We start from the raw sequence: 26074 nt of genomic DNA, 5'->3' as shown, positions 1-26074 counted from the left end.
CTAGAGCATCCTATCCCAGATAATTCTAGGAAGTCGAAATAGAGAAACATATTAACATTAGTTGAGAACAGGATTATTCGGCCGTCAAATCCCCCATTTCTGAAATCATCCACATCTTGGAATATTACCCTTGAGCAATCCTGGAATCTGCAATCATGAGTGGACCCCTCACCCGTATAGCAGTCTTCCAATGCAACAAGTTCCACAATACCATCTTTAGAGATTATGCTGAATATTTCAGCAGACCGCTCAAGGATCATTCGGCCCAAGAAGGGAGTATAGATGAGAGACGATCTATACAGCTCTGCGCGACTAGGGAAATTGGGTCTAGGCATAAATGCCGCAGCACGGCTATAGTGCCCTTGACATGAATCAAGTCGTGTCACTGTGCAGTTATCAATAAGCATTTCCATCAATATCGTACCTTAGCTTCGAATAACCGGATATTTCTAGGCACATTACTTCCCAATGGAACGATGGACTGTGTGATCCCAATATTTATCGCAGGGCCACTACGAGAGGAATCTTGATATGCCGTGACATTAGCCCTCATCCCTCCGCCTAAATCGACCATCCCTCTCGCTACCCCCGAAGCAGAGAACTGCGGTGCCGACCCTGTGAGCACTTGAAAGGCCGCATCTCGCGCCCCAGCACCAGTCACAGGGGAATGAAACTGGGCAGTGCCGCTTGAAGTAGGCTGAAACGATGATCCCCTCAAGACGTTCTGGAAGGCGCTCCCTGCCGGGTCCGCCGGAAGGCCAGAACGCGGGTTAAAGTTCTGCGGCCCAATAATCTGGAGTGCCCTTACGGCAGCTGTCGCGTGTGCGGCATCTGCTCTGGATGGAGCGCCAACGTAATGAGGAAAGTATGACGTACCTCCACTCCAAACAGATCTTGCCTCGTTTGCTCGCGCCCTAATGACTCGTGCATAGAAGAATTGCGACGTCGTACGTGGCCCATTCGGAACATAGGGTCTAAATCCTTGCCGCTGACGCTGCTCTCCCTCAGGATCGGCGAAGTTCACCGGGTCGTTTGCGACGTAAGCGTAAAGATTTGCGTCGTCGTCATACCCCACCGGATCCGTCTGCAGGAATCGTCCCACGGTCGGCGAGTAGATTCGGGCCTTGTAGTGATACATGCCGAGCTCGGGGATCCAGGCCTGTCCCGTATATTGGAAGCGTCCGAGATTGGTGGTGTTCGGGATGCCCCAAGCGTCATAGCCGTTGATGGCGCGGCTGTTCCCAGCGGCGTTGGCGACGGCGATGATCGAGCCCTGATGGTCACCGACGAGGGTCTGGCGACTTTGGGCCGCGGCATAATCGTACCAGATCAAAGGATCGTCAGCCCCGGCACTGCCGCCATGAACGTAGCGATGCAGCACATTCGCGCCGCTATACTCGAGCACCAAGGCGTCGCCGTCATAGACGAATTGGGTCACGCCGGCGCTGCCGCCCGACACCTGGAACAGCCGCCCGAGCGGATCGTAGACCAGCGAAGCCGTACGTCCGCCGGTGGCTGAAACGAGCCTGTTTTCGGCGTCGTAGACGAAGTTGGTCGAACCATCCGACCGCAGGTTTCCGTTAGCATCGTAGAGGAAGCTCGCCGGGCCGGCGACGGTATATTGATTGAGGCCGTTGACGCTGTAGCTGCGGCTCACATTGTAAGCCGACGTCATCGCAAAAGCGTCGTTCGAGCTGGTGCGGGTCGTGATCTGCGAGGCCGGATTGTAGCCGAAGGTCAGGTTTAGATCGGCGGCCGTACCGGCGAGATCGTTGTTCAGCCCAGTTAGTCGCGAAAGGGGGTCGAAAGTGTATGTGATTCCCGTCGCCGACTGAACCCGCGTGGTCGGCCGAGCCCAGCCATCATAAGCGAAACGGGCGAGCTCGGTGGTGCCGTTCTCGCGAACATAGCGCAGCTGGCTGGCGCCGTCATATTCGTAAGTGAAATAGGTCCCGTCGGGATGGGTGACGCGGGTGCGGCGACTCGCGGCATCATAGAGATAGGAGATGGCCCTGCTCGTCCCGCCCATGTTCGTGGTCGAGGAGAGCAGCTCACCGAACCCGTTATAGGCATTGCTGATGCCCGTACCGGTCAGAGACCCGAACCGCGCCTCGGTCTGCAAGTCCAGGACATTGTAGGCATAAGCGACGCTGTACCCGGCGGCGCCGCTCGCCGAGGCCGGCACCGTCTTCAAGGTAATTCGGTTGAGATTGTCGTACTGGAAGGTGAGCGTGCGGCCGTCGCGCTTGCGCAGCGACAGGCGATTACCGACCACGTCGTATCCATATTCCTCATAGTCGGCCGAATTGACGGAGCCGATCGTTTGCGGGTGCGGAAAGATCCAGCGCCGCTGCCGGTCGAAACCGTCATAGGTCATTTCGGCCCGGTTGCCGTTGGCATCCGTTAGGCTCAAGCGTTGGCCGTTGAGGCTGTAGGTGTAGGTCGCATAATTCTGCTGCGATGACGTCAGATAGCCACGCTGCTCGTGCGTCAGCTGCCCTGCCGCGTCATAGACATAGCGGGTGATCCGATCGGGTCCCTGGCTTCCCTGGGTTCCAAGGGCGCAGGCGCTCGGAGGCAAAGACGCGAACACCGCCGGGTTCATCCGTCTGGCCTCGCATTCGAGCTGATTGCGATTCGTGAAGTTGCGCTGGACTACGGAGTGCGTCCCCGTCGAGGAAGACAGGGTTTCCCGAACAGGGTTGCGCCGGCTGTCATAGGCGATGTCAGTCTGGCTCAGTGGCACAAGGGCCGTGCTAGTCACCGAATTGACCGCTCCCCCCTCGATCCTCGTCGGCTTGTCGTCGGAATTCCGGTAGGTGTACCGCGTCGCTGTCCGATAGCCATTGTGAAGTAGCGGTCCGATCTCCCAGGTCCGGCGACCGAGCGTGTCGTACCGGTAGTGGGTCGAATCGTCGCTTCCCGCCAAGGGCCCATCCTGGCTGAGCAGCCGCCCCGCCGCATCATAGGTATAGCTCGTCACCCGCGTCTGACCGTTGGCAATCCGCCGCTCGAGAGAGGGCAGGCGCGTGTTGCCCCAATATTCATATTCCGTACGGATTTCGGCACTTGTACCGCAAGTGGCGCCGCCGCAGACTCGCACGACGGATCGGCGGCTGACGCCGTTTGCGGATGCCACATATGCGATGATGGTCCGCCTCCGCACGCCCTGAGCATCGGCCGGTTCCAACATCTCGGTCAGCTGACCGTTGGCGTTGTAGGTATAGTCGGTCTGGCGCTGAAGGGCGTCGCGTGTCCACGTAGGACGATAGCAGCGCACGTCCCGATGGACGCCGCCGCAAAGGGTGACGTCCGCGGTGGGATAGAAGGCGCTCTCGGTCGCTGCGGCGAGACCGGAATTTGGTTTGGGAGTCGCGGTTCTGGAAAGGATGTTCCCGATCCCGTCATATTGAACCGTGACGGAATTGCGCTCCGGATAAGTGATGGTCGTGGGCCGATAGTCGCCGTCGAAGGCGTAATCGGTCACGCGGCTGAGGCCGTCGGTCGTCCGAGTCAGGACGTTACGCGATGCGGAGAGCGTCATATCGTAGCGCATCGAGTAGCCGTTCGGCCCGGTGACGGTGAGAGCCGTATATCGGTTGCTCTGCGTCGGCGCGTGCCGCGTCAGATTTGTGTAGGCATAGGTGAATGGGACACCGTCACGTGTCACGGACGCAACGACGAAATTCGTCCCATTAGCGACAGCCTGGATTGTCGGCGTTGTCTCATCGGGGAGGCGAAGCGAGCCTGAGCTTCCCTGTACGTCCGCCGACAAGTCATTTGAGCACCCACATGCGTAAGTGCGGCCAGCAAGATCCGTGATCGTCGATCCGCTATAAGTGAGTCGACCCAGCGGCACGGTCGGAGAGGCGCTGTTGTACAGGGTCACCTCGCTCGGCTTGTTCCATTCAATCGTGCCGATGACGTCGCCTTGGTAGTCGATGTCGATATGGTAGCCGAGGTTGCTCGCGAGCTTTATCGGGCGATAAAAGGTAAGGCCGAGGCTGGCGGAATAGGTCGATCCGTAAGTGATGGTGATCACTTCTCCGTCGGGGTGAGTTATGCGATTTGCATAGCGGACGATCACCTTGCCGGTCGCCTGCTGCTGATTCAGGTGAATGACGTTGAACTCGTATACGATGCCGGTACCGCCCTGATGATACCGACTCCCGTTCGGGCTCAATGAGGAGCCCGTCCCGGTGACGGGGCCGCAATCATTGTCGAAACACTGAAAGGCCTCAGACGCGTCGCCACCGGTGTGGACCGTGAAGCTTCCTGTCTGATACTCGCCGACCGCACCCTCAATGTTTCCATTGAGGCGCGGCGCCGCATTCTGGATTCGATCGAATCGCAGATTGGGTGCCCCCGGAACCGACAGGACCGGCATCTCGATCTTTATTTCGCCCGTGACGGTATTCACGCCATTCGGATCGGGCTCGACACGCAGCGGGGAAAGTGTCCGCGGCATGTCCTGCGCCAGGGCCGCTGATGGAACGACCAAGGCAGCGAACATCAACGTGAGCAATATGCCGCCCATATGTCCGATTCGACGGCGTCCCGCCTTGACCATGTTCGTTGCGCGCTCCCGGGGGGAAGTTCTTTCCCGACCCTCTTTAGTGGCAAGCTTCATTTTCCCCCCTTCAATCCCGTACGCGCTGCTCGGATGATGCTCGGCAAGTTTCATCAACGATTGGCCCGGATCCAGATCCAGCCTTAACTTCGCCATGTCTAGCAGCCGGAGAATGTTAGATTGATCGTCAACTGCCCGGTCGCCGTCGCTCCAAGCGAGTCGCTCACGACATAGCTGACAGTTGCAGTCGCCTGCGTGCCCGCACCCACGAATTCGACCTGACCGTTGACCACAGAGGCCTCACCGAACCTCGCTCCACCTGAGGCGCTTACCAGGCGCAACGGTGTATTTCCGTCAGGGTCGTGATCGTTGGCGAGTACATTGAAGTAGCCAACCCCGCACCGACTCATGGATCCGCTGTCCGCAACCGCAACCGGAGCCTGGTTTCCCGGTGGAGGCGGCGGAGGCGGTGGCGGCGGGCTTCCGACACTCCCTGCGACATTGTAGGCGGAGCGATTACCCGCCCGATCGTAACTGGTCGAAACGGCGACCCCGTTGTTCGGGCCACCGGTGGTGGCAACAGCCACGAGCCGGCCGAGCGGATCGTAGCTGTAGCTCGTCGTATCGCTGGCGCGGCCGGTGCCGCTGATGGCCATAGCACCCACGGCGACACCCAGCAGGTAAACGGACTTTCTGTTCATTTCCCCCATTCCCCCAGCGCAGTCGGCGCCATGCGCGCCCCCCGCGCCCTCCGAATTTCCCGATACTTGAATTGCACCCGACAGTGCGGCGACGCCGATGCCGCATCACGCCCAGCTCAGGACAAGCCGGAGTAAAAAGCTGATCCTTGAAACCTATAAAACCGATTCACGCGCATCTTGTCTCGCAGCAACGCGTGGTGCAACCCCCCACGTAGATAAACCCAAACATATTTACGCAGCACGCGGTCCGTACGGGCGCGCAGGATAAGATCTAAACACGTATTTCAGCGGATTCCGCGACGGATAGGCTCGGGTCTTCGTTTCGTGCGGGGATCCTGCCACCAGAACCCCCGATCTTGGTAAAAAAATTTAGCGTTCTGGGACTCACGAACATAGTGTTGAGGTGTCGTCAAGGCTACACTGAGTAGTGATCTCCAAACACTCGGATCTTATTGGCCTATCGGGACGCGCCGTTCTAACCGAGGCTGATCGTAGGCAACCGGACCCATTGTCGCTGCCTCGCCGCCGGGTGCGGACGGAAGAGAATGCCGCCGACAATGGCATCGCGAACCACCGCCTTCACCTCTTCGGAGGCAGTACCGCCGAGCAGGGTCGCCCCGACGATGCGCCCCGAGGGATCCACCTCCACGACGAATTCCGCCGTTCCGCGCGCGCCGCGTCGCTCCGTCAGCCGGCGAACCAGACGCTCGAAAGCTTCCCCGTCGAGATCGAACGATCCAGCGGCGCCGGCGCGCTGCGTCATCTCCTCTCGACGCATCGGCGTGGCGCCCGCATAGGGATCATAGGCGGAGGCCGCCCCCTGCCCCGCGCCGGTCTCAGAGGGCGCCGGCTCGGCATGGATCGGCACCGGCTGAGTGACCGATGGCGGCGTGGGCTCGGGCGGCATGCGAACAATCGCCCATTCGGGTGGCGGCAACTCGGACGGCGCGCTCAGGTCAACGTCCGGCGGGGACGCGGGAATGGGGGCGACCGGCGCCTCGCGGCCCGTTGCCCGGGGCGCCTGGGAAGCCTCGGAGACATCGAAAAGCGCCAGCATCCTCACCGGCGGCGCCTGCGGTCCGGGCGCGCCTGGCTCGTCAGTGAGCTTCGTCAACAGAAGCCAGAGCAGGAAAAGATGGATGAGCAACGTCGAACAGACGGCGAAAGATCGATTGATCCTCGTTTCGACAAGCGTCGAAATCCGGGGAAACGGCCGCTCGGCCGTGGATGCCGGCTTCGCGACGCTGGCGTAACGGCTGTCCCAAGTCTCTGTACGAACGAATGCCACGGCGCCCCCGGCGGCGCAGGATAGATGCTTGCTTCTGAAAGCAAAGCGAAAATTGATTCTCCGCTCGTCGCAAAGGGATATTCTATTTTGGCGTGGGACCTGCTTGTATGACCGCCGGGATTCGCCGCGGGCAAGGCGAATCGGGGGATCTGACATGGAATTCCGCGAGCTTCTGCTCGACAGGAACATAGTAACGCCGGCGGAACTCGCTCGTGCCGAGGAAATGAGGGGCCGCACGGGCGGCCGCCTGCCGTCGACGCTCGTGCAACTCGGCCTGGCCTCCGAAGCCGACGTCGCCGAGACGATGGCTGCGGCCAGCGGCGCCGCGTTGCTGGATCGAGAGTCCCTGCCGGCGGCCTTGGTGGAGATAGATGGGCTGAACCCAGCCTTCCTTCAGCGGCACGCTTTGCTGCCGATGGCGCTGGACGGCGGGGTGCTGCGCATCGCCGCTGGCGATCCGGGGGACGAGGAAGGCCTGTCCGGACTCGCCTTCGCCGCCGGCGCCGAGTCGATCGAAATCAGCGTCGCATCCCTTTCGGATATCCAGGAGGTGATTACCGCGCATTTCGGCAACGCGGTGAGTGAAGAGATGGCGGAGCGCGCGGACGACTGGTCCGACGATCTCGAGCGCCTGCTCGACGGCGAGTCGGAAGCCCCGGTGATCCGCCTCGTCCAGCGGCTGCTCGCCGGCGCGGTCGACCGGCGCGCGTCGGATGTCCATGTCGAGCCGATGGTCCGGCAGGTGGCGGTCCGCTACCGGATCGACGGCCGCCTCAACGAGGTCGAGACGCTGCCGAGCGCGCTGGCTGGGCCGATCGCGTCGCGGATCAAGGTGATGGCGGGGCTCGACATCGCCGAGAGCCGGCTGCCGCAGGATGGACGGCTGCGGCTGACGGTGCGGGGACAGGATATCGACGTGCGCGTCGCGACGGCGCCGGTCGCCCACGGCGAAAGCGTCGTGCTGCGCCTGCTCGGGCGAAGCAGCGTCCCGCTCGACCTTGAGAAGCTCGGCCTCCCCGAGCCGGCGCTCGCCGCCTTGCTGCGGGCGATCGAGCGGCCGCACGGCATCATCCTGGTCACCGGCCCGACCGGCAGCGGCAAGACGACGACGCTCTATGCCGCGGTCAACCGTCTGCGCCGGCCCGACGTCAAGATCCTCACCGTCGAGGATCCGGTCGAGGTGGTGATCGAAGGCGTCAACCAGGTCCAGGTGCGGCCCGAGATCGACCTCACTTATGCCAAGACCTTGCGCGCCTTCCTGCGCCAGGACCCGGACATCCTGATGATCGGCGAGATACGCGATCAGGAGACGGCGGAGATCGCGCTTCGCGCGGCGCTCACCGGCCATCTGGTGCTGTCGACCCTCCACACCAACAACGCCCTTGGCGCCTTCACCCGCCTCGCGGACATCGGGGTCGAGCCCTATCTCACCGCCTCGACCGTCATCGCCGCGGTGGCGCAGCGGCTGATCCGGGCGGTCTGCACCGCCTGCCGCGGCGAGCGAGCGCCTTCGGCATCCGAGCGGCGGATGTTCGAGGAAGCGGGGTTGCCAGCGCCGAAAAACCTGGCGCAAGCGCAGGGCTGCGCGAAATGCGGCGGCACCGGCTATAGCGGCCGCCTGCCGATGATCGAGGTGGTCGAGGTCGACGAGGCGCTGCGCGGCCGGATCCGCGATGGCGATGTCGAGGCGGCGCAGGCGGAGCGGCCTCCGGCAGAGACCTTGCTCGGTCACGGCCTGGCCCTGGTCGCGGCGGGGCGCACGACGATGGAAGAGATGCGCCGGGCGGTGCAGGCGGCGTGACCGGCTATCGCTGCCTTGTCGTCACCCCCGAGGGCCGAAGCGACTGGCGCCGGATCGAGGCGTCGAGCGAGCAGAGTGCGCTCGTCCGGCTAGCCGCCGACGGTCATGAAGTGATCGACATCCGTCGGGGCGATCCGACACTGGTCGAGCGGCTGAACCAGCCGGTGCGGCTGAGGCGCACCCTAAGCCTCCCCGACCAGTCGCTGATCCTGACCCAACTCGCGACGCTCGTTCAGTCGGGGCTTCCGGTCGACCGCTCGCTCGACCTGCTGCGCGACCAGATGGCGCGGCCGGCGCAGCGCGAGCTGCTGGCCGAGGCGCTGAGCCGGGTCCGCGCCGGCGACGGGCTCGCCGCTGCACTGGAAGCGCGCGGAGCCTTTCCCGCTTTCGTCACCGGCGTGATCCGCGCTGCCGAGCAGGCCGGGCGGCTGGGCCACGCGCTGCAGTCGGTGGCCGAACGGATGGCCCTCGCCGCCGCGACCCGGCGGCAGCTGGCGACCGCGCTCACCTATCCGGCCGCTGTCCTGGCGGCGACGTTGTTCGCGCTGGGACTGGTGCTGACCTTGGTCGTGCCGCAGTTCGAGCCGCTCTTCGCCGGATCGGAGGCGCGGCTGCCGGCGCTGACCCGGGCCGTGCTGGCGCTGTCGCGCCTGACCATCGATCATGGCCTGGAGCTGCTGCTCGCCTTGGTGCTCCTGTTGGCAACACCGGTGCTGCTGCTCCGTTCGGGGCGCCTGCAGCCCTGGATCCAGCGCCACCGCCGGTTGGTGCCTGGGCTGGGCCTGCGCGACCAATATCTCGCGGGGCAGTTTTGCGGTCTGCTCGGAACCCTGCTCGACAATGGCGTCGCCGTGGTGCGCGCGCTCCAGCTCGCCCGCGAAACGATCGGCAGCGACCGCTGGCGGCGGCATCTGGCCGCGGTCGAGCAGCGCGTGCGCGAGGGCGAGCGGCTCTCGTCGGCGCTTGGCAGGGACGAGCTGGTCCCGGCGACGGCCGTGCGGCTCATGGAGGTGGGCGAGCGGACCGGGCGGCTGGCCGAGACGTCGATCCAGGCGAGCGCGGTTCTCGGCGCGGCGGCGCGGGCGCGGATCGAGCGGGCGGTGGCGCTCGCCAATCCGATCGCGATCGTCGGGCTCGGCGGACTGGTCGCCTTGCTCGTCGCCGGCGTGATGCTCGGCATTTTCTCACTGGGGGATTTCGCAGGATGAGGCTCGGCAAAGGCAGAAAGGGCGCACGCCGCGAGGGTGGATTCACGCTCATGGAGATGCTCGTCGTGCTCGTCCTGATTGGCCTGATCGCGGCGGTGGCGATCCCGCAGGTCTCGCGGCTGATGGGAAGCGCCAAGGGCAAGGCGGCGCGGATACAGCTCGAGACGCTGAATCGCAGCCTCGCTTTCTATCAGCTCGACAATGGCGCCTTTCCGACCGCGGAGCAGGGGCTGGCGGCGCTCTGGCAGGCCCCCGCGGAGCTGCCGACCTGGAACGGGCCCTATGTCCGCGCCGACACCCAGCTGAACGATCCCTGGGGCCGGCCCGTCCTCTATCGGCTGGCCGAGGGCAATGGATCGTTCACGCTGACGAGCCTTGGCGCCGACGGCCGCGAGGGGGGGAATGGCGAGGATGCCGACATCTCGATGGGCCAGTAAGCAGGCGGGCTTCACGCTGATGGAGATGCTGGTCGTGCTGGTCATCCTCGGCTTGGCGGCGGCGCTGATTGCGGGGCGGCTCGCCGGCCGCCCAGGCCGTATCGACCGCGAGCGGACGGTGACTGCGCTCCAGGCCCGCATTGCTGCCGCGCGCCGCGACGCGATGCGGAGCGGAGCGGCCGTGCGGCTCGTTCCCGCCGAGGTTGACGCCGCGGCCGCGCTCACCGACCCGGTGTTCGGCCGGGAGATGGCTCTGGTCTTCCATCCGGACGGCTCGTCCAACGGCGGGACCGTGCTGCTGGCCGGGCGGCCGGCGCTATCGGTCGACTGGCTCAGCGGAGCGACGGCCGATGCGCCTTAGTCTCCGCCGCCATTCCACCGCCACGCTTCTGGGCGGCTTCACGCTGGTCGAGGTGCTGGTGGCACTGGTCGCGACCGGGTTTCTGCTCGCCATCGTCATGAACGGCGCCCTCCTTGCCCGCGACCGCGAGGCGAAGGCCGCCGCCACGGCCGATGCGGTGATGCTGGCGCGCCACCTGCTCGCAACACGAGTGGCGGCTCCGTACGCGCCCGGGCGCGCGCAGGGCGTCGAAGGCGAACTTTCCTGGACCATGACGGAGCGACCGCTTGCGAGCGACCCTCGCGGTCTCTGGGTCCTCTCCGGCGTCGGCGTCGTCGTCGCAAGCGGGAGTGGGCATCGGCTGATCGAGGCGGAGGCGCGCAAGCTCAAGCGTGTGACGGCATCATGAGCCGGCAAGAGGGATTCACGATCGTCGAGCTGCTCGCCGCCCTGGTGATCGGGGCGATGCTGCTGGTTGCGATCGGATGGAACCTCGCGGCCGTCATTCGGCTGCTGCCGGAGCCTGCCGGCCAGGCAAGGCGGCAGCAGCTGGCTTTGGCGGCGCCGCGCCTCGAAGCGCTGATCGAGCAGGCGCAGCCCGAGGGCTTCGAGGGCAATGCCGACCATCTCAGCCTGATCGTGCCACCACCGCTGGCGGCCGGCCCGGCCGGCCCCTTGCGGATGACGCTCGCGGTCGTCCAGGATGGCGGCGATCGCAGCCTCGTCGCCCGGTTCGCGCCCGTCGACGATGGCGTCGCCTGGCGCGCAGCGGCGCGCGAGGCCCCGGTCGCCCAGGGCTACAGGGCGATACGTTTCGACTATGTCCCGGCGCCAGCCGGCTCGGCGCGCCGCCTCCCGCTGCTCGTCACGCTCAGCCTCGATGACGGGGAGACGATCAGCCGCATCTCGGCGGCGCCGCGGATCGACAGCGACGGGAGCTGCCGGTTCGACCCGATATCCATGACATGCCGACCGTGAACGTCGCCCTTCCCCGTTCGCTGATGGCGTCGGCGCGCCAGTTCTGGGGCTGGTGGACGGAGGAGCTGCGTTCTGCCGCGCCGGAAGCGGTCCGACGCTGGACGAAGCCGGTCCCTCGCGCCGAGATAGAGCCGGCGCGCGCTGGGACGATAGTGGATGTCGAGCGGGACGGGCTCGGCGAACGGCATGTCGAGGAACGGCCGCTCGAGGAACTGGACGCGGAGGGGTGGAGCCAGCTTCACACACTTGTCGCAGGAACGCGCGCGCGGATCGTACTGGCGCCGCCGGACGTCTTCGTCACCCGTCTCACCTTGCCCGCCGCGGCACGCGGAAGGCTGCGGACCGCCGTCTCGCTCCGCCTTGGCCAGATCGCGCCGGTGAATCCGGAGCAGCTTGCCTGGTCCTGCCGGATCGTCGGTGAATCCGGCCGCGAACTCGAGGTGGCCGTCGCCATGGCGCGACGCGAACGGATCGAGGCGGTGGCCGCCTTGTTCGAGGCCCGGGCGATGGCTCCGCCGCCGATGGTCGCGCGCATCGGAGTCGAGACGATCGAGTTGGCGAGCGGCGCCGACGGCAGTCATACTCCGGAGCGCCGTCAGCGCAGGCACGCCGCCGTGCTGGCGGCGCTGTTGCTCGCCTCGATTCCGGCGACCAGCTGGACGGCGGCGACCTTGCTCGCCTGGGTCGAGGAACGCCATGCGCTCGCGCTCCACGAGGACTTGGCGCCTCGGCTCGCGGCCGAGCGGGCGCTAGCGCGCGAGGCGCAGACCCGGAGCGCGCTGCGGATCGTGCTCGAGCTGCCCTCGGCGACCAGCCTGATCGAGGGCCTCGCCTTGGGCCTGCCGGACAGTGCCTTCGCGGTCAGCGCGGAGCGGCACTATGATGGGCGGTTCACCTTCGAGGCGCAGACCACCGACCGCGCGGCGCTGGAGAGCGCCGTGGCGGAATCGGAACTGCTCGCCAGCGTTCATTCAGCGAACGTCGCGCCGATCGATGGCGAAGCGGTTCGGTTGAGCTTTGCGGGAATGCCGCGATGATCGGCACGCTCTCGCCCCTTTCCCGAAGAATCATCGCGCTCGGCATCCTCGTGCTGGCGCTGCTCCTCGCCTTGACCGCGATCGAGACGATGACCGCAGCCGTCGGCGACGCCCTGGCCCGGCTCGAACAGGCGCGGAGTCGATCGGCCCGACTGGAGGCGCTACGCGATCGCCCCTCGCCACCAGAGCCGACGCCCCTCCCGGAAGGGATGGCCCTGCGCGCGCCTGGTCATGCGGCGGCGGCCGAACTTGCGCAGGCGCGGATCGCTACCGCGGCGTCCTCCGCCGAGATCGTCCCGTCCCAGATCGAGCCGGCGCCGCAAGATTCATCCAACCCCGGACTGGTGCGGGTGGCGGTGGTCGTCGAGGGAGCGGAAAGCCGGATCCTTGACTTCGTCGAGCGGCTGGAGAGGGACCCGCCAGCCATCCGGCTCCGCGCCTGGCGGATCGGCCGCCTCGAAGGCGAGGCGAGCGGCCTGCGACTGGACGCCGTCGCCGTCGCCGCATGGGAGGCGCCTCGATGAGCCTGCTCAAGGCGCATTGGGTGGGCGTCGGTCTTGCCGCCGCCGCCGCGATCATGCTGCCCCTTCGCCTCGTCGGGGGCGCGGCGGAGCCGGATATCCTGCCGCCCTTGCCGGCGCCGGTCCAGGTATCGGTCACCGCACCCGGCAGCCTCGCTTATGCCCTCACCGCCCCTCCCTTTTCGCTTGGCCGAGCGCCGGAGCCGGAAGCCGCCGCAGCGGACCCAACCGGCGCCGACGCCGAGGCGGCTCCACCGCCGGCGCCGCCGCCGACTCTGGTTGGGCTTGTCATCGGCGGCCGAGGACGCGCGGTCGCGCTGGCACGAGGCGCCGCCGGCGAGACGCTGACCCTGGCGCGCGGCGGGACGATCGAGGGCTGGACCTTGGTCGCGATCAGCCGCGACCAGGCGGTGTTCGAGCGCGACGGCGAACGCCACAGCGCTCGGCTCGACTTCGCCAACCGCCCCGCCGGCACGGCACCGCCCATCCCGCGACCGCCTCCGCCGGCCGTACCGGCGCGCGCCTCCGGCAGCCTCGACGGCGGCCTGGTCGCGCCTCCTCCCTCCGACAGGAATCCTTGATGGTCCGTCTTTCCGCGCGGCTCACCGCCGCGCTCGTCCTGCTTCCCCTGATCGCGCCATCGGGCATCCCGGCCCAGGAAAGCGCCGCTCGCCCTTCCTCCCGCGATGTCTACTCGCTCGCCTTCGTCGATGCCGACGTGCGCCGGGTGGTGGACGCGGTGCTCGGTTCGATGCTGGAGGCTGATTACAGCGTCGATCCCGCCGTCACCGGCAACGTCACCTTGCGCACCCGGCAGCCCGTCCCGCGCGACTCGCTGCTGCCGTTGCTCGAGAGCGCCTTGCGCTCCGTTGGAGCGGTGGTGATCCGCGAAGGACCCGCTTATCGGATCGTGCCACGCGCGCAGGCGCGCGGCCGCGCACCCGTCGCTCCGGCAGACGGAGCGGAGTCGCAGGTCGCCGGTTTCGCCTCCGAGATCGTGCCTCTTCAGAATGCCGGAGCCGAAGAGGTGGCGCGGCTGGTGGAACAGTTCCTCGGCGAGGATGCCGTCGTCGGCACCGATGCCGCGCGCAACCAGCTCCTGATCGCGGGTACCGCGGAGGAGCGCCAGGCGGCGCGCGCGCTCATTGCGCGCTTCGATGTAGACAGCCTCGCCGGCATGAATTTCGAGCTGGTCCGACTCGAGAATGTAGATGCCGGCACCATCGCAGACGAGCTGGAGCGGATCTTCCAGCCGCCCTTCGACATCCTCGGAACCAGAGTGCGGCTGGTGCCCCTGCCCCGCCTGCGGGCCCTACTGGTGATCGCGCTCAACCGATCGGACATCGAGCGAATCGAGCCGTGGATACGCCGCCTCGATGCCGGCGTCTCCGGGCGCCGGCGGCTGCACAGCTATGCCGTGCAGAATGGCCGCGCGCGCGACATCGCCCGGTCGCTGCAGCTGGTGCTGGGATCGATCGCCACCAGCGACGAGCCGGCACCTCAGGAGCGGCGGCGACCCGTCCCTCGTGCAACGCAAAGCGAAGAACGGGTGCCGATCCCCGGCATTGATGCAACAGCTCCGGAGCCCGAACCAGCCCCGCCCCCGCCCGCCGCCGCGTCCGAGCCAGGCGCGCAGGGACCGCGGATCGTGCCAAACGACGAGAATAACTCACTGCTCATCTATGCCAATGGCGAGGAATATGAGTTCATCCGTGAGGCGCTGGAACGGATCGACCAGCCGGTAGCGCAGGTGCTGATCGAGGCGACGCTCGCCGAAGTGACACTGACCGACGACCTCCGCTACGGAGTCAATTTCGCCGGATCGAGCGGCGACCTCACCTTCGGCAACAGCAGCATGTCGAGCGGGACTCCCGCGCCGATCTTCCCGGGCTTCAGCGTGTCGGTGATCGGCTCGACCGCGCAGGCGGTGCTCAACACGCTGCAGTCGCGGACGCAGGTCCGCGTGCTCTCTGCGCCCAAGCTGATGGTGCTGAACAACCAGCCGGCGACGCTCCAGGTCGGCGACCAGGTGCCGATCGTGATCCAGCAGGCGCAAGGTGTGTCCGCGCCGGGCGCGCCGCTGGTGAACACGATCGAGCTTCGCGACACCGGCGTCATCCTCAACGTCACCCCCAGGGTCAATGACAGCGGCACCATCATCCTCGACATCGCTCAGGAGGTAAGCGACGTCACCGAGACGACGACTTCCGGGATCAACTCGCCGACCATCCAGCAGCGGCGGATCACGACGACGGTGGCGACACGGTCAGGACAGATGATCGCCTTGGGTGGACTGATCCGGGAAGGGATCACGCGGCGCCGCTCCGGAATTCCCGGGCTCAGCCAGATCCCGGTCATCGGCGCTCTGTTCGGCACACATGGCACCAATGGCGGCCGGACCGAACTGATCATCCTGCTGACGCCCACGGTGATCCGATCGCCGCAGGACGTGGGCGCGGTGGTCGACGCGGTCATCGATGGCCTCGACCGGACCGCACCGCTGGTCGAGCAGGCGACGGAGAGACAGGCCAGTGGCCGACTGCCGCCGCCCCAATAAGCGAGAGCAGGGCTTCGTCCTGGTCACCGCGATGTGGCTGCTGATCCTGTGCGGCGCGGTGGCGGCGCTGCTGCTCGCTCGAAGCCTGGTGACGGCGACCTCAGCGGCGGGCGAAGCTGAGGATCTGCGGAGCGACCTGGCGCTGGAGGCGGCGGTGGAGACGGTGGCGGCGGACCTGGTGATCAACGGCAACCGCAGCCCTTTTGCGTCCGTGCCGATAGAGCGGGAGGTGCGGATCGGCGACGTCCCTGTGCGGGTGCGGATCGGCAGCGAAAGCGGAAAACTCGATCTCAATGCGGCCGAGCTCGAGTTGGTCGGTCGGGTGCTAGCAGGACTGGGTTGGGAGGCCGCGCCGCGGACAGCCTTCGTGCAGGCACTCCGCGCGCGGCGAGAGGAGAGGACACCCTTGCGATCGATGGACGAGGCACGGCTGCTCGCGGCACGCAGCCGGAGCGGGGACCGCCCAGATTGCCTTGAGAGCTACTTTACCGTGTATTCTGGTCGGGCGGAGCCCGAGCCCGCCTTCGTGACGCCGGATCTGGCCGCGCTGCTCGGGCGCCCTGGCACGCCCCCTGGACCGCCTGCGTCGCTGTCCCCGGGCGCTCCCATCAGCATCCAGGCTTCGGCGCAAGGCGGACGATCATTGAGTGTCGTAATGCGAACTGGGGGACTTCTAGCTCAGCCTTTGATTGTGTCGGACTGGCGTATTGGGACAAGTTGCTCGACTTAGGCTCACGTCTGTGATGCGATCGGAACGCTTGACGGTACTCAGTAACGGTCTTCGAACTACGTTTTGAGTGGCGACCGATGGCCGCTCCGCAAGGCTGCAGGCGCACCGCGCTCGCACGACGTGGCCGCGAGCGGGCCAGGCAAAGATGCTCCATCGCCCGCGGAATCAGCGAGCAGACACGGCGCCGTGCCTTCACAGATTTGCTTCAGACGTTTTTGGCCGACAAGGCGTCGTAGCACACTCAATCGTACACGTTGAAATCTGCGTATGCGAGCGCGGTGCCCGGATTGACCGTTGCGAAGTGAATGGCGGCGGCGGCGCCGCTGCCGTCTGGGTCGTAATAGACTTGCCCCGACGTCGGGTCGTAGATGATGCGGTCATCGGAATCGGCGGCAGCAGTTCCGATCCGGAAGCGCGCCGAATCAAGCGTTCCCAGCGCTCCGATCGCAGTATAGGCATAGCGAGCGATGCGAATTCGGTCGCTCCCCGGCGAGAAGTCGTAGATCCTGTCCACGTTGTCGGCTTCGGGCGCTGTATTGAAGAGAAAGTCGTCATTTCCCGAGCCACCCGTCAAACTATCATCTCCCTCGCTTCCGTAGATGCGGTCGTTCCCGGCGCCGCCGTCGATTCGATCGTCTCCCCTACCTCCGTTCAGGAGATTGGCGCCGCTGTTTCCGGTGAGGACGTTGTCTCCGGTGTTCCCACGCCCGTCGATGCCTGCCGTGCCGGTGAGAACCAGGCGCTCGATATGAGTGCGCAGGCCATAGTCGACCGAGCTTTCGACAGTGTCGTTGCCACTCGACCCCCCTTCCAGGGTGACGTCATTCACGCTGTCAACGACATACACATCATGGCCATCCCCACCCGACATACAATCGGCCCCAGCGCCGCCGTCGAGCTGGTCGTTCCCATCATTACCGTAGAGAGCATCGGAACCCGTTCCGCCGTAAAGCTCGTCGAAGCCCCAGGCGCCGGTGAGCAGGTCATCGCCGTCGTGCCCGTAGAGCCGGTCATTGCCGCTCGACCCGTAGAGGGAATCGTTACCGGCGCCGCCCTGAAGTACGTCGTCTTCCACCGTGCCATTTAGCGTCTGTCCGTCGAGAATTCCGACCGGGCAATTGAGCGAAGTCACCTGGACCAGCGTTCGGTTGCCGGCAGCGTCATACTGATAACTGGAGACCAGGTCGTCGTTGACCGTCCCGGAATGATCCACCTTCACCAGACGCCCCAGCGCGTCATAAGTATAGGTGACCGTTTCGCTGGCCTGGACAGCCGTGGCCACGATCAAAGCGCCCATTATAGGCAACACTATAAACTTGCTCATATTCTGGAATGCCCCCCCTGCTGCCACCCCCAACGCCGGCATTAGCCGTTTAGTGACCGAACGATATTGCCTTTGCAAGCACGGAGGTTAGCGCGCAGCAAAGCGAGAACAACGACGGTTCTCTAGTTATGATTGCCGCGGATGACTTCGACACAACCCCATCCTCACCGCCACTTCGGCCGGATCAGTCGAAGAAATCCCAGTCGATGAACGTCCCCGGGCCGCCGGGCTGGCTGCCGCGCATCATCCGGGCCTTGGGGTCGAAGCTCACATGGACGACGTTGCGGCCGCCCTCCAGGATGAGCTGGTCGATCCTGATCCGCCTGTCCGCCATCGCGTCAGCGATCAGCCGGGCGGTCTTGAACGCGGACAGGCCGGAAATGCGGATGTCGGCGGCGAGGCCCTGCGGATGGGCGCTGGTCGGGGTGCCGCCGACCAGCTTGTTGATCTTCGGGTTGCGATAGGCCGAGGTGACGGTGACCGGGCGGTTGCCGCAAATCTCCCGCACCTTCTCGAGGCCCGGCGCCAGATGCTTCTTCATATTGGCCAGATGAGCGTCGGTCGGCGTGTTCTTGATGCCCAGCCGGTCGGCAGTCGAAGAGACGAGCAGCTCGTTCAGCCAGAAATGCTCGGTCAGCTTTTCGTTTGCCATGGCCTTCCCCCTTCGGCCGTCATGATGACAGCCGAGGGTCGGGACGGCAACGGCCCGAAGATGAATTGCCGGCGCGCGCGGACGACATCAGGCACTGCCGCACCTGTTCTTCCGCCACGCGCCGAACAGGAAGCCGCGCCGGGCGGGACGGCGATGACTTGGCGGGGCCTTGCTCCGGCCTCCCTCGATCATGCCCGCTCAGAATCTCCTCGTGAACGACAGCTCGAAGCTGCGCGGCGCGGCGACGAAAACGAGGCCGGCGGCATAGCCGGACCATTCCGCGTGAAAGCTGTCGGCGAGGTTGCGGCCGCGCAGCGTCAGCGTCCCGAACGGCGCCTCCCAGGCGACCGCCGCGTCGAAGGTCGTCGAGGCGTTCACCCTGATCGTGTTGGCGTTGGCGGTGTAGAAGGCGCCATTGTGCCGGACGATGCCGGTGAAGGCGACCGGCAGCGCCTGCGGCCGATAGGTGACCACGAGGTCCGCCAGCCGCTCGGGCACGTTGGGCGGCCGGTTTCCCGACCGGTCGATCCCTCCAGCCTCGACGAGATCGACGAGCTCCGCCTCGAGCAAGGTGGCGCTGAACCTCGCGGCAAGCTCTTCGGTGATCGTCCAGCTCAAAGTGGCTTCGGCGCCGGTCGAAATCTGGCTCCCGCCCTGGAAGACGATCGCGGGATCGGCGGGGTCGCGGGTGAGGATGTCGTCCTGGCGGATGTGGAAGACCGAGGCGGTCATCTGCACGCGACCGTGACCGATCGGTGCCTTGATCCCGGCCTCCCAGGATTCGCCGGTGGTGAGGTCGAAGGCGGCATTGGCGGCGCTCAGGAACAGCAAGCCGCCGATCGGCGTCACCGCCCGGCTATAGTGCGCATAGAGCTGGGTCCGCGGCCGCAAGGTGTAGACGGTGCCGACTCGCCAGGTGACCGGATGATAGTCCTGGCCGTAGCTCGAGGCGGCGCCGCTCGTCGCATTCGTCACCCGGCGGTCGAGCCGGATGTCGTCGTAGCGGAGTCCGCCGACCAGCAGCCAGTCCGCCGTCAGATCGAAGGCATTCTCGGCGAAGACCGAGACCGCGCCGACCTCGGCCTCCACATCCTGCCGGGTAGCGAAGTCGGCGGGCGTGTCGGCCGGGAAGACGCCGCGCACCGGCTCGAACGGATCGACGCCGGCGGTCCGGCCGAACCGCCTCCGGGTGAAGAAGTCGGTGCCGCCGGCCTCTATTCCGATCGCGAACCGGTTGCGCCGGCCACCGATCCGGCCGTCCGAGGACAGGCTCACCCGCTGGTTCCAGAAACGGTGCTCGTGCGTGATGAGCGAGAGGCCGCGGTCGACCAGCCCGGTGACGGCGTTGAACACATATTCGTCGGCATCGCGCCACAGCCGGCTCGAATGGTACCAGCTGGTGTCGCCGGTCAGCCGCCAGCCTTCCGACAGCCGATATGCCGCTCGCGCGCGCAGCCACAGGCTGTCCGATCCCACCCGGCCGTCGGTCACGTCGAAATTGACGCGCCGCATCGCGCGGTCGAGCACCAGCCCGGCGCTTCCCGAGACGGCTCGGGAAGGGTCGCGGGCGACGTCGCGCGGCACCAATGGCGTGCCGTAATAAGCGGTCGAGAAATCGTCCTCGAAATAGTCGGCCGACAAGGTGATCGACAGGCCGGCGGTGGGCTCGACGAGAAAGGAGAAGGTGGCGGCGAGACTGTCGGAGTCCCCGTCGTCGATCCAGCCGGACGAGCGCGCATAGGAGGCGCTGGCGCGCATAGCGGCGCGCGCCTCCACCGGAAGGTTGACGTCGCCGGCGATCCGGACGGTATCGAAGCTGCCATAGCTGGCGAGCAGCTCGCCGGCGGCGGCGTGCAGGCTCGGCCGCCGCGGCACGAAGTTGATCGCGCCGGCCAGCGCCCCCTCCCCCGATGTCACCGAATCCGGCCCCTTGATGACCTCGATCCGGTCGAAGCTCCAGCTGTCCCAGTTGCGCAGGGCCACATCCGAATTCGCCATGCGCACGCCGTCATAGAGATAGTTGGTCGCACGGTGGAAACCGCGCATCGAGACCGAGCCGACCGATCCGTGAAGGTTTCCGGCGAGAACGCCCGGCGCGGCGTTCATCGCCTCGATCGCGGAGCGGGCGCCCTCGATCTGGAAATCCTCCTGGGTGAGGATGTCGATCGTCGCCGGCATCTCGTCCGGGTTGAGGTCGAGCCGTCCGCCCGATTGGAGCTCGGCGCGCGTGCCGGTCACGAGGACGGTCTCGCCGGCCGAGGCGTCGCCCGATCCGGCTGCCAAAGCGGGCGAGGCGAAGAGAGAGGCGGAAAGGGCGATGAGGGAGGCTTTCATGGATTTGTCCTCTCTTCGGAAGGTCGGACCGGGCGGACGGAGGCGGCGGCGCGCCGTCGCCGCCAGCGGAGCAGGCCGGTGAGGAAGAGCGCCGCCGGCACGAGGCCGACGACAACGCCGAGGATCCGGGTCGCCAGCCCGCCGACCGATGCGTCGTGGAGCGGGCGCAGCCAGGCGGCGGCGGTGGTGGACGCGGTCCCGCGGCGCATGTCGTGGACGGCGAGCACGGTGCCCGAATATTGGTCGACGAAGACGTAGCTCTGGGGGAAGCGTCGGTTCGGATCGCCGGGCACCTGGACGCGAAGGCGGAAGACCCCCTCCGGAGCGCCGGGCACGTCGATCCAGGCGAGCCGGGCGTCGGGTAGCGCCTGGCGCGCGGCGGCGAGCGCCTGGACGATCGCTATCCGCCGGCCCGACGGCGGGGCCGAGACCGGCGCCGGCACCGGCACGACCGGCGCCACCGTCCGGTCGAGCAGCAGGTCCCGCTCGGCCGGAAGCGCGAGCAGCGCCCCGGTCGCGGTCAGGACGAACAGCAGCGCGAGGGTCGACAGGCCGAGCAGCTTGTGGAGGTCGCGCAGCCGGCGCAGCGGCGGCGCGGCGCGCCTGAAGGCCAGTGCCTTGCGCCAGCTCCCGCGCGGCCACCACGCGGCCATTCCGGTGGCGAGCAGCAGCAGCATCGCCACGCCGAGCCAGCCGACGACCCGGTTGCCGGTGTCCCCGGCGAGCAGGTTGCGGTGCACGTCGTAGAACCAGGTCATCAGATAGTCGCCCCAGCGGGCGTGACGCACGACGCGCGACCCGTCCGCGGAGACCCAGACCATCAGCGGCCGGGCGCCGTGCCCGTGGACGCCGGCGGCCTCGTAGAAGCGCGCCGGGATCGCGCCGGGCTCGCCATTGGCCTCGAACGTCCATTTGCCGATCCTGTCCGGCCAGGCCGCCTGCACGGTCGCCAGCGCCCGATCCCAGGCGGGGGACGACCAGTCCGGGGCGGGCGCCTCGCTTGCGGCGCGGATCTCGGGCGTCAGCAGCGCGTCGATCTCGACGTAGAAGACCAGGGCGGATCCGGTGAGGCCCAGCAGCGCGAACGGAAGACCGATGACGAGCCCCATCCACAGATGAAGCTGGCGCAGCAAGGCGCGGGTCCGGCGGGCGGCGGTCCCGCCGGCCCGGCGACGGGTGCCGGCACGGACGGCGGGCACGGGTTGAGGGGTGATGGCGGCCGGGCGCGGCGCCACCGACGAGGCAGGCGACTGGAAGGTCACGGCTTGGGGCTCCGACAGAAATGCGGACCAAAGGACGGAGGAAGCCGGAGAAAGGGTGGCCCAGGCGGCCTTGCGGGACGGGCGGCTCCGGCTCAGGCCAGAGCGGGCGGTCCCCGGAGCGGCGGGACGAGAAAGGCCCGCCGCGGGACGTCGATCCGATGCAACGGCGGCACCGCCAGCGCGAGCGGAACGCTCGCCGGCGGCGCCGGCGCGACCGGCGCATCCCCGGCGACGGCCGGGGCGCCGAGCAAGGCAAAGGCGCAGGGCTGGGCCGGCCGTTCTTGTCCGGGCTGGTCGGGATCCTCGCCGAGTCCGACATCGACGACGATCGTCGCCCCGGCCATGCCGCCGCACAGGCTGACGACCAGTCCCTGTGCGGTCTGCACCGGCATCAGGCCGGCCGGCAAAGCGAGGCGGAGCGACAAAGCGAGCGCAAAGGCGACGGCCAGCATGGCTCGCGCCGCTCGCCGTCCCTGATCGCTCCTGGTCATGGCCGGGCCATAATCCGGTGACCGCGCTATGTCTCCCTGGGAAATGTGTGGGCCGCCACCCTGGCGGGCTCGAAGGCGGCGGCAGGCGCCGCGCGGGCCGGGTCGGCGCCGGGGCGCGACTTTGCAGCCTGGCGGCGCCGCGCTTCCTCTCTCCGGAAAAAGTGGGCCGGGGTGAGGGCGTTCCGACGCCGGACGACGTTCGAGCTGCGGAGCCCCCTGCGGCTTCCGCTGCGCCGGCCATAGCCTGTCCCTATGACCGCCCGACCCCTTGTCATGTGACGCCCGCCGCTGCCGGCGGCTAGGCTGGGCCGTCACGAACGGAGATGAAGGCCATGCTCGACCGCCGCTCGTTCCTGCTCGGCTCGGCCGCGACGATGGCGCTCCTGCCGGCCGCAGGCGTCGCCGCCGCGACGGTTCCGGTGTCGCGGACGCAGCGCGTCTCCGCCGCCGGCCTGTCGGGCGATATCGAGATCGTCGACGACCGCCTCGGCGTGCCGCACATCCGCGCCGGTTCGATTCCCGACGCCTTCTTCGGCCAGGGCTATGTCGTCGCCCGCGACCGCCTGTTCCAGATCGACCTCGCCCACCGGCGAGAGATGGGGCGGCTCGCCGAGGCGTTCGGCGCCGAGTTCGCCAGCCATGACGCCGCGGCGCGGCTGTTCCTGTTCCGCGGCGACGTCGAGGCGGAGCTGGCCCGCGTGCCGGAGCACATCCTCGCCTGCGCCCGCGCCTATGTCGCCGGCGTCAACGCGCGCATCGACGAGGTGCTGGCCGATCCCGCCTTGGCGCCGCTGGAATATGGCCTGCTCGGCGTCACCCCTCTCAAATGGGATCTGCGCGACATGGTGCTCGCCCGCGGCTCCTCTTTCGGGGGCGTCGAGGACGAGGTGCGCCGCGCCCGGCTCGCCGGAATGGGGCTCCTCGATCTCGATGCCGTGATGGCGCCGCTGCGCCCGGCCTGGACGTTGAGCGTGCCCGAGGGCCTCGACGCCGCCGCCGTGACCGAGGCCGATCTCGGCGTGCTCCGCCTCGGCGGGCTGCCGTTCGGATCGCTCGTCCCTGACGCCCTCCCCTCCCCGGCCGCCGCCGCCGCCGCACAGGCGCGCGCCAATGCCGGCAGCAATGCCTGGACGGTCGGGCCGGCGCGCAGCGCGACCGGACGGCCGATCCTCGCCAACGATCCGCATCTCGGCATCGGCGGCTTCGGCCCGCGCCACGTCGCCCATCTGAGCGCGCCCGGGCTGGACGTGATCGGCGGCGGCGCGCCCGGCCTGCCCGGTATCATGCAGGGCCATACCGACCGGTTCGCGTTCGGCCGCACCAATTTCCATATCGACCAGGAGGATCTGTTCGTCCTCGAGCTCCATCCCGACGATCCGGAGCGATACCGTCACCAGGACGGCTGGCGGACCTTCGAGCGCGTCGAGGTCTCCATAACGGTGAAGGATGCGCCGCCGCGGGCGGCGACCTTGCGCTACGCCGCCCAGGGTCCGGTCGTCTCGCACGATCCCGCCCGTCGCCGCGCCACCGCGCTCGCCGCGGTCGAGCTCCAGCCGGGCGCCAGCGGCGCCTTCGCGATGATCGCGATCAACCTCGCCCGCGACTGGGCGAGCCTAAGCGACGCCTTCCGCTTCCACCCGTCGCCGACCAATTTCCATTATGCCGACGTGGACGGAAATCACGGTTGGCAGGTGATCGGCTTCATGCCGGTCCGCCGCCGCGGCGATGGCCTGATGCCGGTGCCGGGCGACGGCCGCTACGACTGGACCGGCCTTCGAGATTTCCGGTCGCTGCCGAGCGAATATAATCCCGCCAAGGGATGGTTCGCATCGGCCAACCAGAACAATCTCCCCGAGGGCTGGCCGCGCGACCGCATCCCCGCTTTCTCCTTCCGCGATCCCTATCGCTACGATCGGATCGCCGAGGTGCTTTCGTCGCAGCCGCGCCACGGCATCGCCGACAGCCTCGCTCTGCTCGAGGACACGCTGTCGACGCCGGCGCGGCAGCTGATCGCCCTGCTGCCGGCGCGCGGCTCGGCCCAAGCGGGGCCGGCGATCGCCCTGCTCCGCGGCTGGGATGCGCGGCTCGACGCCGACAGCGCCGCCGCGGCCTTGTTCCAGCTCCTGTGGCGGGAGCTCGGCAACCGGATGCTCGCCGCGATCGTGCCCGAGCGCGCGCGCGCCCTGGTCGACGAGATCGCGCCGTCGGTGCTGCTCGGGCTGCTCGCCGAGCCGGACGCGCGGCTCGGTCGGGATCCCGAGGCGGCCCGCGACGCGATGTTCGACGCGGCGCTCGCCGCCGCCTGGAACGCGGCGCGCGAGCAGCTCGGGCCCGATCCCGCGGCCTGGCGCTGGGGAAATCTGCACCAGGTCCGCATCCGTCATCCGCTGTCGCGCATTCCCGCCATCGCCGCCGCCTTCCCGCCGATCGAAGGCGGCGGATCGGGCGGCGATTCCTACACGGTCATGGCGCGATGGGTGCGCGGCTCCGGCTGGCAGGTCGGGGGCGGCGCCAGCTATCTCCAGGTGATCGACGTCGGCAATTGGGACAATTCGCTGATGCTGAACCTGCCCGGCCAGTCGAACGATCCGCGCTCGCCGCATTATCGCGACCTCTACGCCCCCTGGATCGCCGGCGAAATGCAGCCGATGCCGTTCAGCCGCGCCGCCGTCGACGCGCAGGCTGCGCGCCGGACCGTGCTCCGACCCTGAGCCCATCGACGCCTGCTCCGCCGCGCGATGATGCATCGATGACCGGAGGGCATGCGGAACCGGCGCGTCCGCCGCTCGTCTCCCGATCATGATCCAGGAGATCGCCCATCTCGGCATGGTCGACGACGAGGCGATCGCGTTGGACCTCGCCGCGCTCGAGATCGCCGCGCTCGATCATCCGGGCGCCGCGATCGGCGACTATGTCGACGCGCTGGGCGAGATCGCGATCGACCTGCTGGCAGGGGCCGGCGCGGCGATCAGGGCCGCGGACCAGGCGAGCCTGCTCGCCGAGATCATCGGCGGAGTCCACGGCTTCGGCGGCGATCGCGACAATTATGACGATCCCGCCAATGCCGACCTGATCCGCGTCATCGACCGGCGGCGCGGCATGCCGGTGGCGCTGGCCATTCTCTATGTCGGCCTGGGCCGGCGGGTCGGCTGGTCGGTGCAGGCGCTCAACACGCCCGGGCACGTGCTGGTCAGCGTCAGCGAGGAGGAGACGATCCTCGTCGATCCGTTCAACGGCGGCGTCCGGGTCGGGGCGGAGCAGCTCGCCGGCCTGCTCTCCGCCGTCCTCGGCCAGGGAAGCGCGCCTGCGGCCGAGCACCTCGCGCCGATGTCGAACCGGGCGGTGCTGGTGCGCCTGCTGATGAACCAGGCGACGCGGGCGGAGCAGGCGCGGCAAGCACCGCGCGCGCTCGAAATCTATCGGCGGATCACGACGGTGGCGCCTTCTTATGCCTATGGCTGGTGGGAGCGCGCGCGGCTGGAGCTGGTCGATCGCGACGTCGCCGCCGCAAGGGCCAGCCTCAGCGCGATGCTGGAGACCACGCGCGACCCGTCGCTGCGCACCCACGTCTGCGCCGCGCTGGACGCGCTGGCGGGGACCTGAGGCGGCCGCTTGCCGCCCCTCCCGGCCGGCCTCAGTCGATGATGAAGAGCGGCCGCCGCCTTCCGGCCGGTCCCGCCGCGTCGCATACCTTCTTCATATGCAGAGAAGAGAGCTGGAGATGGGCACGCGCCGCCGCGACCGAGGATGATGTCAGCCCCAGGTGAAGCTCGCGAAGCGCCCGTTCCGAATGATAGGCGTGATCCTCTTGCATCATGGCTTTTCGCCCCCTGTTCATAGACT

Annotated in this window: 22 protein-coding genes; 13 read left to right on the top strand and 9 right to left on the bottom strand. The window is 67.4% G+C overall.

The window, feature by feature from the left end; translation table 11 throughout:
- Positions 1–412 precede the first annotated feature (412 nt).
- The 3 genes from DDE10_RS07640 to DDE10_RS07635 form a co-directional block, all read right to left on the bottom strand.
- Positions 413–4726 carry an RHS repeat domain-containing protein gene (locus DDE10_RS07640; protein WP_114952132.1) on the bottom strand — a complete coding sequence of 1438 codons (4314 nt, stop codon included), beginning with the start codon at positions 4724–4726 and terminating at the stop codon, positions 413–415.
- A 2-nt stretch (positions 4727–4728) separates the two neighbouring features.
- Positions 4729–5271, bottom strand: a complete 543-nt coding sequence (locus tag DDE10_RS23385) for an Ig-like domain-containing protein (RefSeq protein ID WP_162806444.1) — start codon at positions 5269–5271, stop codon at positions 4729–4731.
- Positions 5272–5746: 475 nt separating this feature from the next.
- Positions 5747–6715, bottom strand: a complete 969-nt coding sequence (locus DDE10_RS07635; protein WP_162806442.1) for a hypothetical protein — start codon at positions 6713–6715, stop codon at positions 5747–5749.
- On the opposite strand from DDE10_RS07635, the gene DDE10_RS07630 reads away from it, so the two are divergent.
- The 11 genes from DDE10_RS07630 to DDE10_RS07590 are packed head-to-tail and all read left to right on the top strand — an operon-like array spanning position 6714 to position 16168.
- Positions 6714–8360, top strand: coding sequence for a GspE/PulE family protein (locus DDE10_RS07630; protein WP_114952130.1), 1647 nt, complete (start codon positions 6714–6716; stop codon positions 8358–8360). The genes DDE10_RS07635 and DDE10_RS07630 overlap by 2 nt on opposite strands.
- Positions 8357–9568: a type II secretion system F family protein gene (locus DDE10_RS07625; protein ID WP_114952129.1), complete on the top strand. Its 1212-nt coding sequence runs from the start codon at positions 8357–8359 to the stop codon at positions 9566–9568. Before DDE10_RS07630 ends, DDE10_RS07625 begins: the two co-directional genes overlap by 4 nt.
- Complete coding sequence (gspG, locus tag DDE10_RS07620) at positions 9565–10005, top strand: type II secretion system major pseudopilin GspG (RefSeq protein ID WP_114952128.1); 441 nt, start codon at positions 9565–9567, stop codon at positions 10003–10005. Before DDE10_RS07625 ends, gspG begins: the two co-directional genes overlap by 4 nt.
- A complete protein-coding gene (locus DDE10_RS07615) occupies positions 9980–10366 on the top strand; it encodes a prepilin-type N-terminal cleavage/methylation domain-containing protein (protein ID WP_162806440.1) in 387 nt (128 codons plus the stop codon). Before gspG ends, DDE10_RS07615 begins: the two co-directional genes overlap by 26 nt.
- The gene (locus DDE10_RS07610) at positions 10356–10754 is read left to right on the top strand and encodes a type II secretion system protein (RefSeq protein WP_114952126.1); all 399 of its coding nucleotides are present in this window, start codon (positions 10356–10358) and stop codon (positions 10752–10754) included. The genes DDE10_RS07615 and DDE10_RS07610 overlap by 11 nt, the downstream gene beginning before the upstream one ends.
- Positions 10751–11323: a PulJ/GspJ family protein gene (locus DDE10_RS07605; protein ID WP_114952125.1), complete on the top strand. Its 573-nt coding sequence runs from the start codon at positions 10751–10753 to the stop codon at positions 11321–11323. Before DDE10_RS07610 ends, DDE10_RS07605 begins: the two co-directional genes overlap by 4 nt.
- The gene (locus DDE10_RS07600) at positions 11311–12360 is read left to right on the top strand and encodes a hypothetical protein (protein ID WP_114952124.1); all 1050 of its coding nucleotides are present in this window, start codon (positions 11311–11313) and stop codon (positions 12358–12360) included. Before DDE10_RS07605 ends, DDE10_RS07600 begins: the two co-directional genes overlap by 13 nt.
- Positions 12357–12884 carry a hypothetical protein gene (locus DDE10_RS23380; protein ID WP_162806438.1) on the top strand — a complete coding sequence of 176 codons (528 nt, stop codon included), beginning with the start codon at positions 12357–12359 and terminating at the stop codon, positions 12882–12884. The genes DDE10_RS07600 and DDE10_RS23380 overlap by 4 nt, the downstream gene beginning before the upstream one ends.
- Complete coding sequence (locus tag DDE10_RS23375; protein ID WP_162806435.1) at positions 12881–13462, top strand: hypothetical protein; 582 nt, start codon at positions 12881–12883, stop codon at positions 13460–13462. The genes DDE10_RS23380 and DDE10_RS23375 overlap by 4 nt, the downstream gene beginning before the upstream one ends.
- Positions 13462–15438 (top strand): type II secretion system secretin GspD, encoded by a 1977-nt coding sequence (gspD, locus tag DDE10_RS07595; protein WP_162806433.1) that lies wholly within the window; start codon positions 13462–13464, stop codon positions 15436–15438. Before DDE10_RS23375 ends, gspD begins: the two co-directional genes overlap by 1 nt.
- Entirely contained in the window at positions 15413–16168 is a 756-nt protein-coding gene (locus DDE10_RS07590; RefSeq protein WP_114952122.1) for a hypothetical protein, read from the top strand. The genes gspD and DDE10_RS07590 overlap by 26 nt, the downstream gene beginning before the upstream one ends.
- Before the next feature lie 241 nt (positions 16169–16409).
- Here DDE10_RS07590 and DDE10_RS07585 read toward each other — a convergent pair whose 3' ends face one another.
- The 5 genes from DDE10_RS07585 to DDE10_RS07565 all read right to left on the bottom strand — a co-directional run bounded on the left by DDE10_RS07585 (position 16410) and on the right by DDE10_RS07565 (position 22231).
- Complete coding sequence (locus DDE10_RS07585) at positions 16410–17465, bottom strand: calcium-binding protein (RefSeq protein WP_162806431.1); 1056 nt, start codon at positions 17463–17465, stop codon at positions 16410–16412.
- 211 nt (positions 17466–17676) lie between these two features.
- The gene (locus tag DDE10_RS07580; protein WP_114952120.1) at positions 17677–18144 is read right to left on the bottom strand and encodes a D-Ala-D-Ala carboxypeptidase family metallohydrolase; all 468 of its coding nucleotides are present in this window, start codon (positions 18142–18144) and stop codon (positions 17677–17679) included.
- Positions 18145–18342: 198 nt separating this feature from the next.
- Positions 18343–20478, bottom strand: a complete 2136-nt coding sequence (locus DDE10_RS07575; RefSeq protein WP_114952119.1) for a TonB-dependent receptor — start codon at positions 20476–20478, stop codon at positions 18343–18345.
- Positions 20475–21740: a PepSY-associated TM helix domain-containing protein gene (locus tag DDE10_RS07570; RefSeq protein WP_284734501.1), complete on the bottom strand. Its 1266-nt coding sequence runs from the start codon at positions 21738–21740 to the stop codon at positions 20475–20477. The genes DDE10_RS07575 and DDE10_RS07570 overlap by 4 nt, the downstream gene beginning before the upstream one ends.
- 92 nt (positions 21741–21832) lie before the next feature.
- Complete coding sequence (locus DDE10_RS07565; RefSeq protein WP_162806429.1) at positions 21833–22231, bottom strand: hypothetical protein; 399 nt, start codon at positions 22229–22231, stop codon at positions 21833–21835.
- A 323-nt stretch (positions 22232–22554) separates the two neighbouring features.
- Here DDE10_RS07565 and DDE10_RS07560 point away from each other — a divergent pair, with 323 nt between their 5' ends.
- Both DDE10_RS07560 and DDE10_RS07555 read left to right on the top strand, forming a co-directional pair.
- Entirely contained in the window at positions 22555–24942 is a 2388-nt protein-coding gene (locus DDE10_RS07560) for a penicillin acylase family protein (protein WP_490156901.1), read from the top strand.
- Between the two features lie 88 nt (positions 24943–25030).
- Entirely contained in the window at positions 25031–25834 is an 804-nt protein-coding gene (locus DDE10_RS07555) for a SirB1 family protein (protein WP_114952117.1), read from the top strand.
- Positions 25835–25865: 31 nt separating this feature from the next.
- Here DDE10_RS07555 and DDE10_RS07550 read toward each other — a convergent pair whose 3' ends face one another.
- Positions 25866–26048: a hypothetical protein gene (locus DDE10_RS07550; protein WP_114952116.1), complete on the bottom strand. Its 183-nt coding sequence runs from the start codon at positions 26046–26048 to the stop codon at positions 25866–25868.
- Between the last annotated feature and the right edge of the window lie 26 nt (positions 26049–26074).

Origin of the sequence: Sphingosinicella terrae, from assembly GCF_003347635.1 — a bacterium.
GTDB classification, from domain to species: domain Bacteria; phylum Pseudomonadota; class Alphaproteobacteria; order Sphingomonadales; family Sphingomonadaceae; genus Allosphingosinicella; species Allosphingosinicella terrae.
The sequence above is the reverse complement of the archived record's forward strand: the minus strand, read 5'-3'. Positions and strand labels throughout refer to the sequence as shown.

Coding starts and splice junctions, on each gene's coding strand:
- DDE10_RS23380 (WP_162806438.1), top strand. CDS start 12,357: ATGATCGGCACGCTCTCGCCCCTTTCCCGAAGAATCATCGCGCTCGGC.
- DDE10_RS07550 (WP_114952116.1), bottom strand. CDS start 26,048: ATGATGCAAGAGGATCACGCCTATCATTCGGAACGGGCGCTTCGCGAG.
- DDE10_RS07615 (WP_162806440.1), top strand. CDS start 9,980: ATGCCGACATCTCGATGGGCCAGTAAGCAGGCGGGCTTCACGCTGATG.
- DDE10_RS07585 (WP_162806431.1), bottom strand. CDS start 17,465: ATGGGCGCTTTGATCGTGGCCACGGCTGTCCAGGCCAGCGAAACGGTC.
- gspD (WP_162806433.1), top strand. CDS start 13,462: ATGGTCCGTCTTTCCGCGCGGCTCACCGCCGCGCTCGTCCTGCTTCCC.
- DDE10_RS07565 (WP_162806429.1), bottom strand. CDS start 22,231: ATGACCAGGAGCGATCAGGGACGGCGAGCGGCGCGAGCCATGCTGGCC.
- DDE10_RS07575 (WP_114952119.1), bottom strand. CDS start 20,478: ATGAAAGCCTCCCTCATCGCCCTTTCCGCCTCTCTCTTCGCCTCGCCC.
- DDE10_RS07605 (WP_114952125.1), top strand. CDS start 10,751: ATGAGCCGGCAAGAGGGATTCACGATCGTCGAGCTGCTCGCCGCCCTG.
- DDE10_RS07635 (WP_162806442.1), bottom strand. CDS start 6,715: ATGTCAGATCCCCCGATTCGCCTTGCCCGCGGCGAATCCCGGCGGTCA.
- DDE10_RS07610 (WP_114952126.1), top strand. CDS start 10,356: ATGCGCCTTAGTCTCCGCCGCCATTCCACCGCCACGCTTCTGGGCGGC.
- DDE10_RS07580 (WP_114952120.1), bottom strand. CDS start 18,144: ATGGCAAACGAAAAGCTGACCGAGCATTTCTGGCTGAACGAGCTGCTC.
- DDE10_RS07555 (WP_114952117.1), top strand. CDS start 25,031: ATGATCCAGGAGATCGCCCATCTCGGCATGGTCGACGACGAGGCGATC.
- gspG (WP_114952128.1), top strand. CDS start 9,565: ATGAGGCTCGGCAAAGGCAGAAAGGGCGCACGCCGCGAGGGTGGATTC.
- DDE10_RS07640 (WP_114952132.1), bottom strand. CDS start 4,726: ATGGCGAAGTTAAGGCTGGATCTGGATCCGGGCCAATCGTTGATGAAA.
- DDE10_RS07630 (WP_114952130.1), top strand. CDS start 6,714: ATGGAATTCCGCGAGCTTCTGCTCGACAGGAACATAGTAACGCCGGCG.
- DDE10_RS07600 (WP_114952124.1), top strand. CDS start 11,311: ATGCCGACCGTGAACGTCGCCCTTCCCCGTTCGCTGATGGCGTCGGCG.
- DDE10_RS23385 (WP_162806444.1), bottom strand. CDS start 5,271: ATGAACAGAAAGTCCGTTTACCTGCTGGGTGTCGCCGTGGGTGCTATG.
- DDE10_RS23375 (WP_162806435.1), top strand. CDS start 12,881: ATGAGCCTGCTCAAGGCGCATTGGGTGGGCGTCGGTCTTGCCGCCGCC.
- DDE10_RS07560 (WP_490156901.1), top strand. CDS start 22,555: ATGAAGGCCATGCTCGACCGCCGCTCGTTCCTGCTCGGCTCGGCCGCG.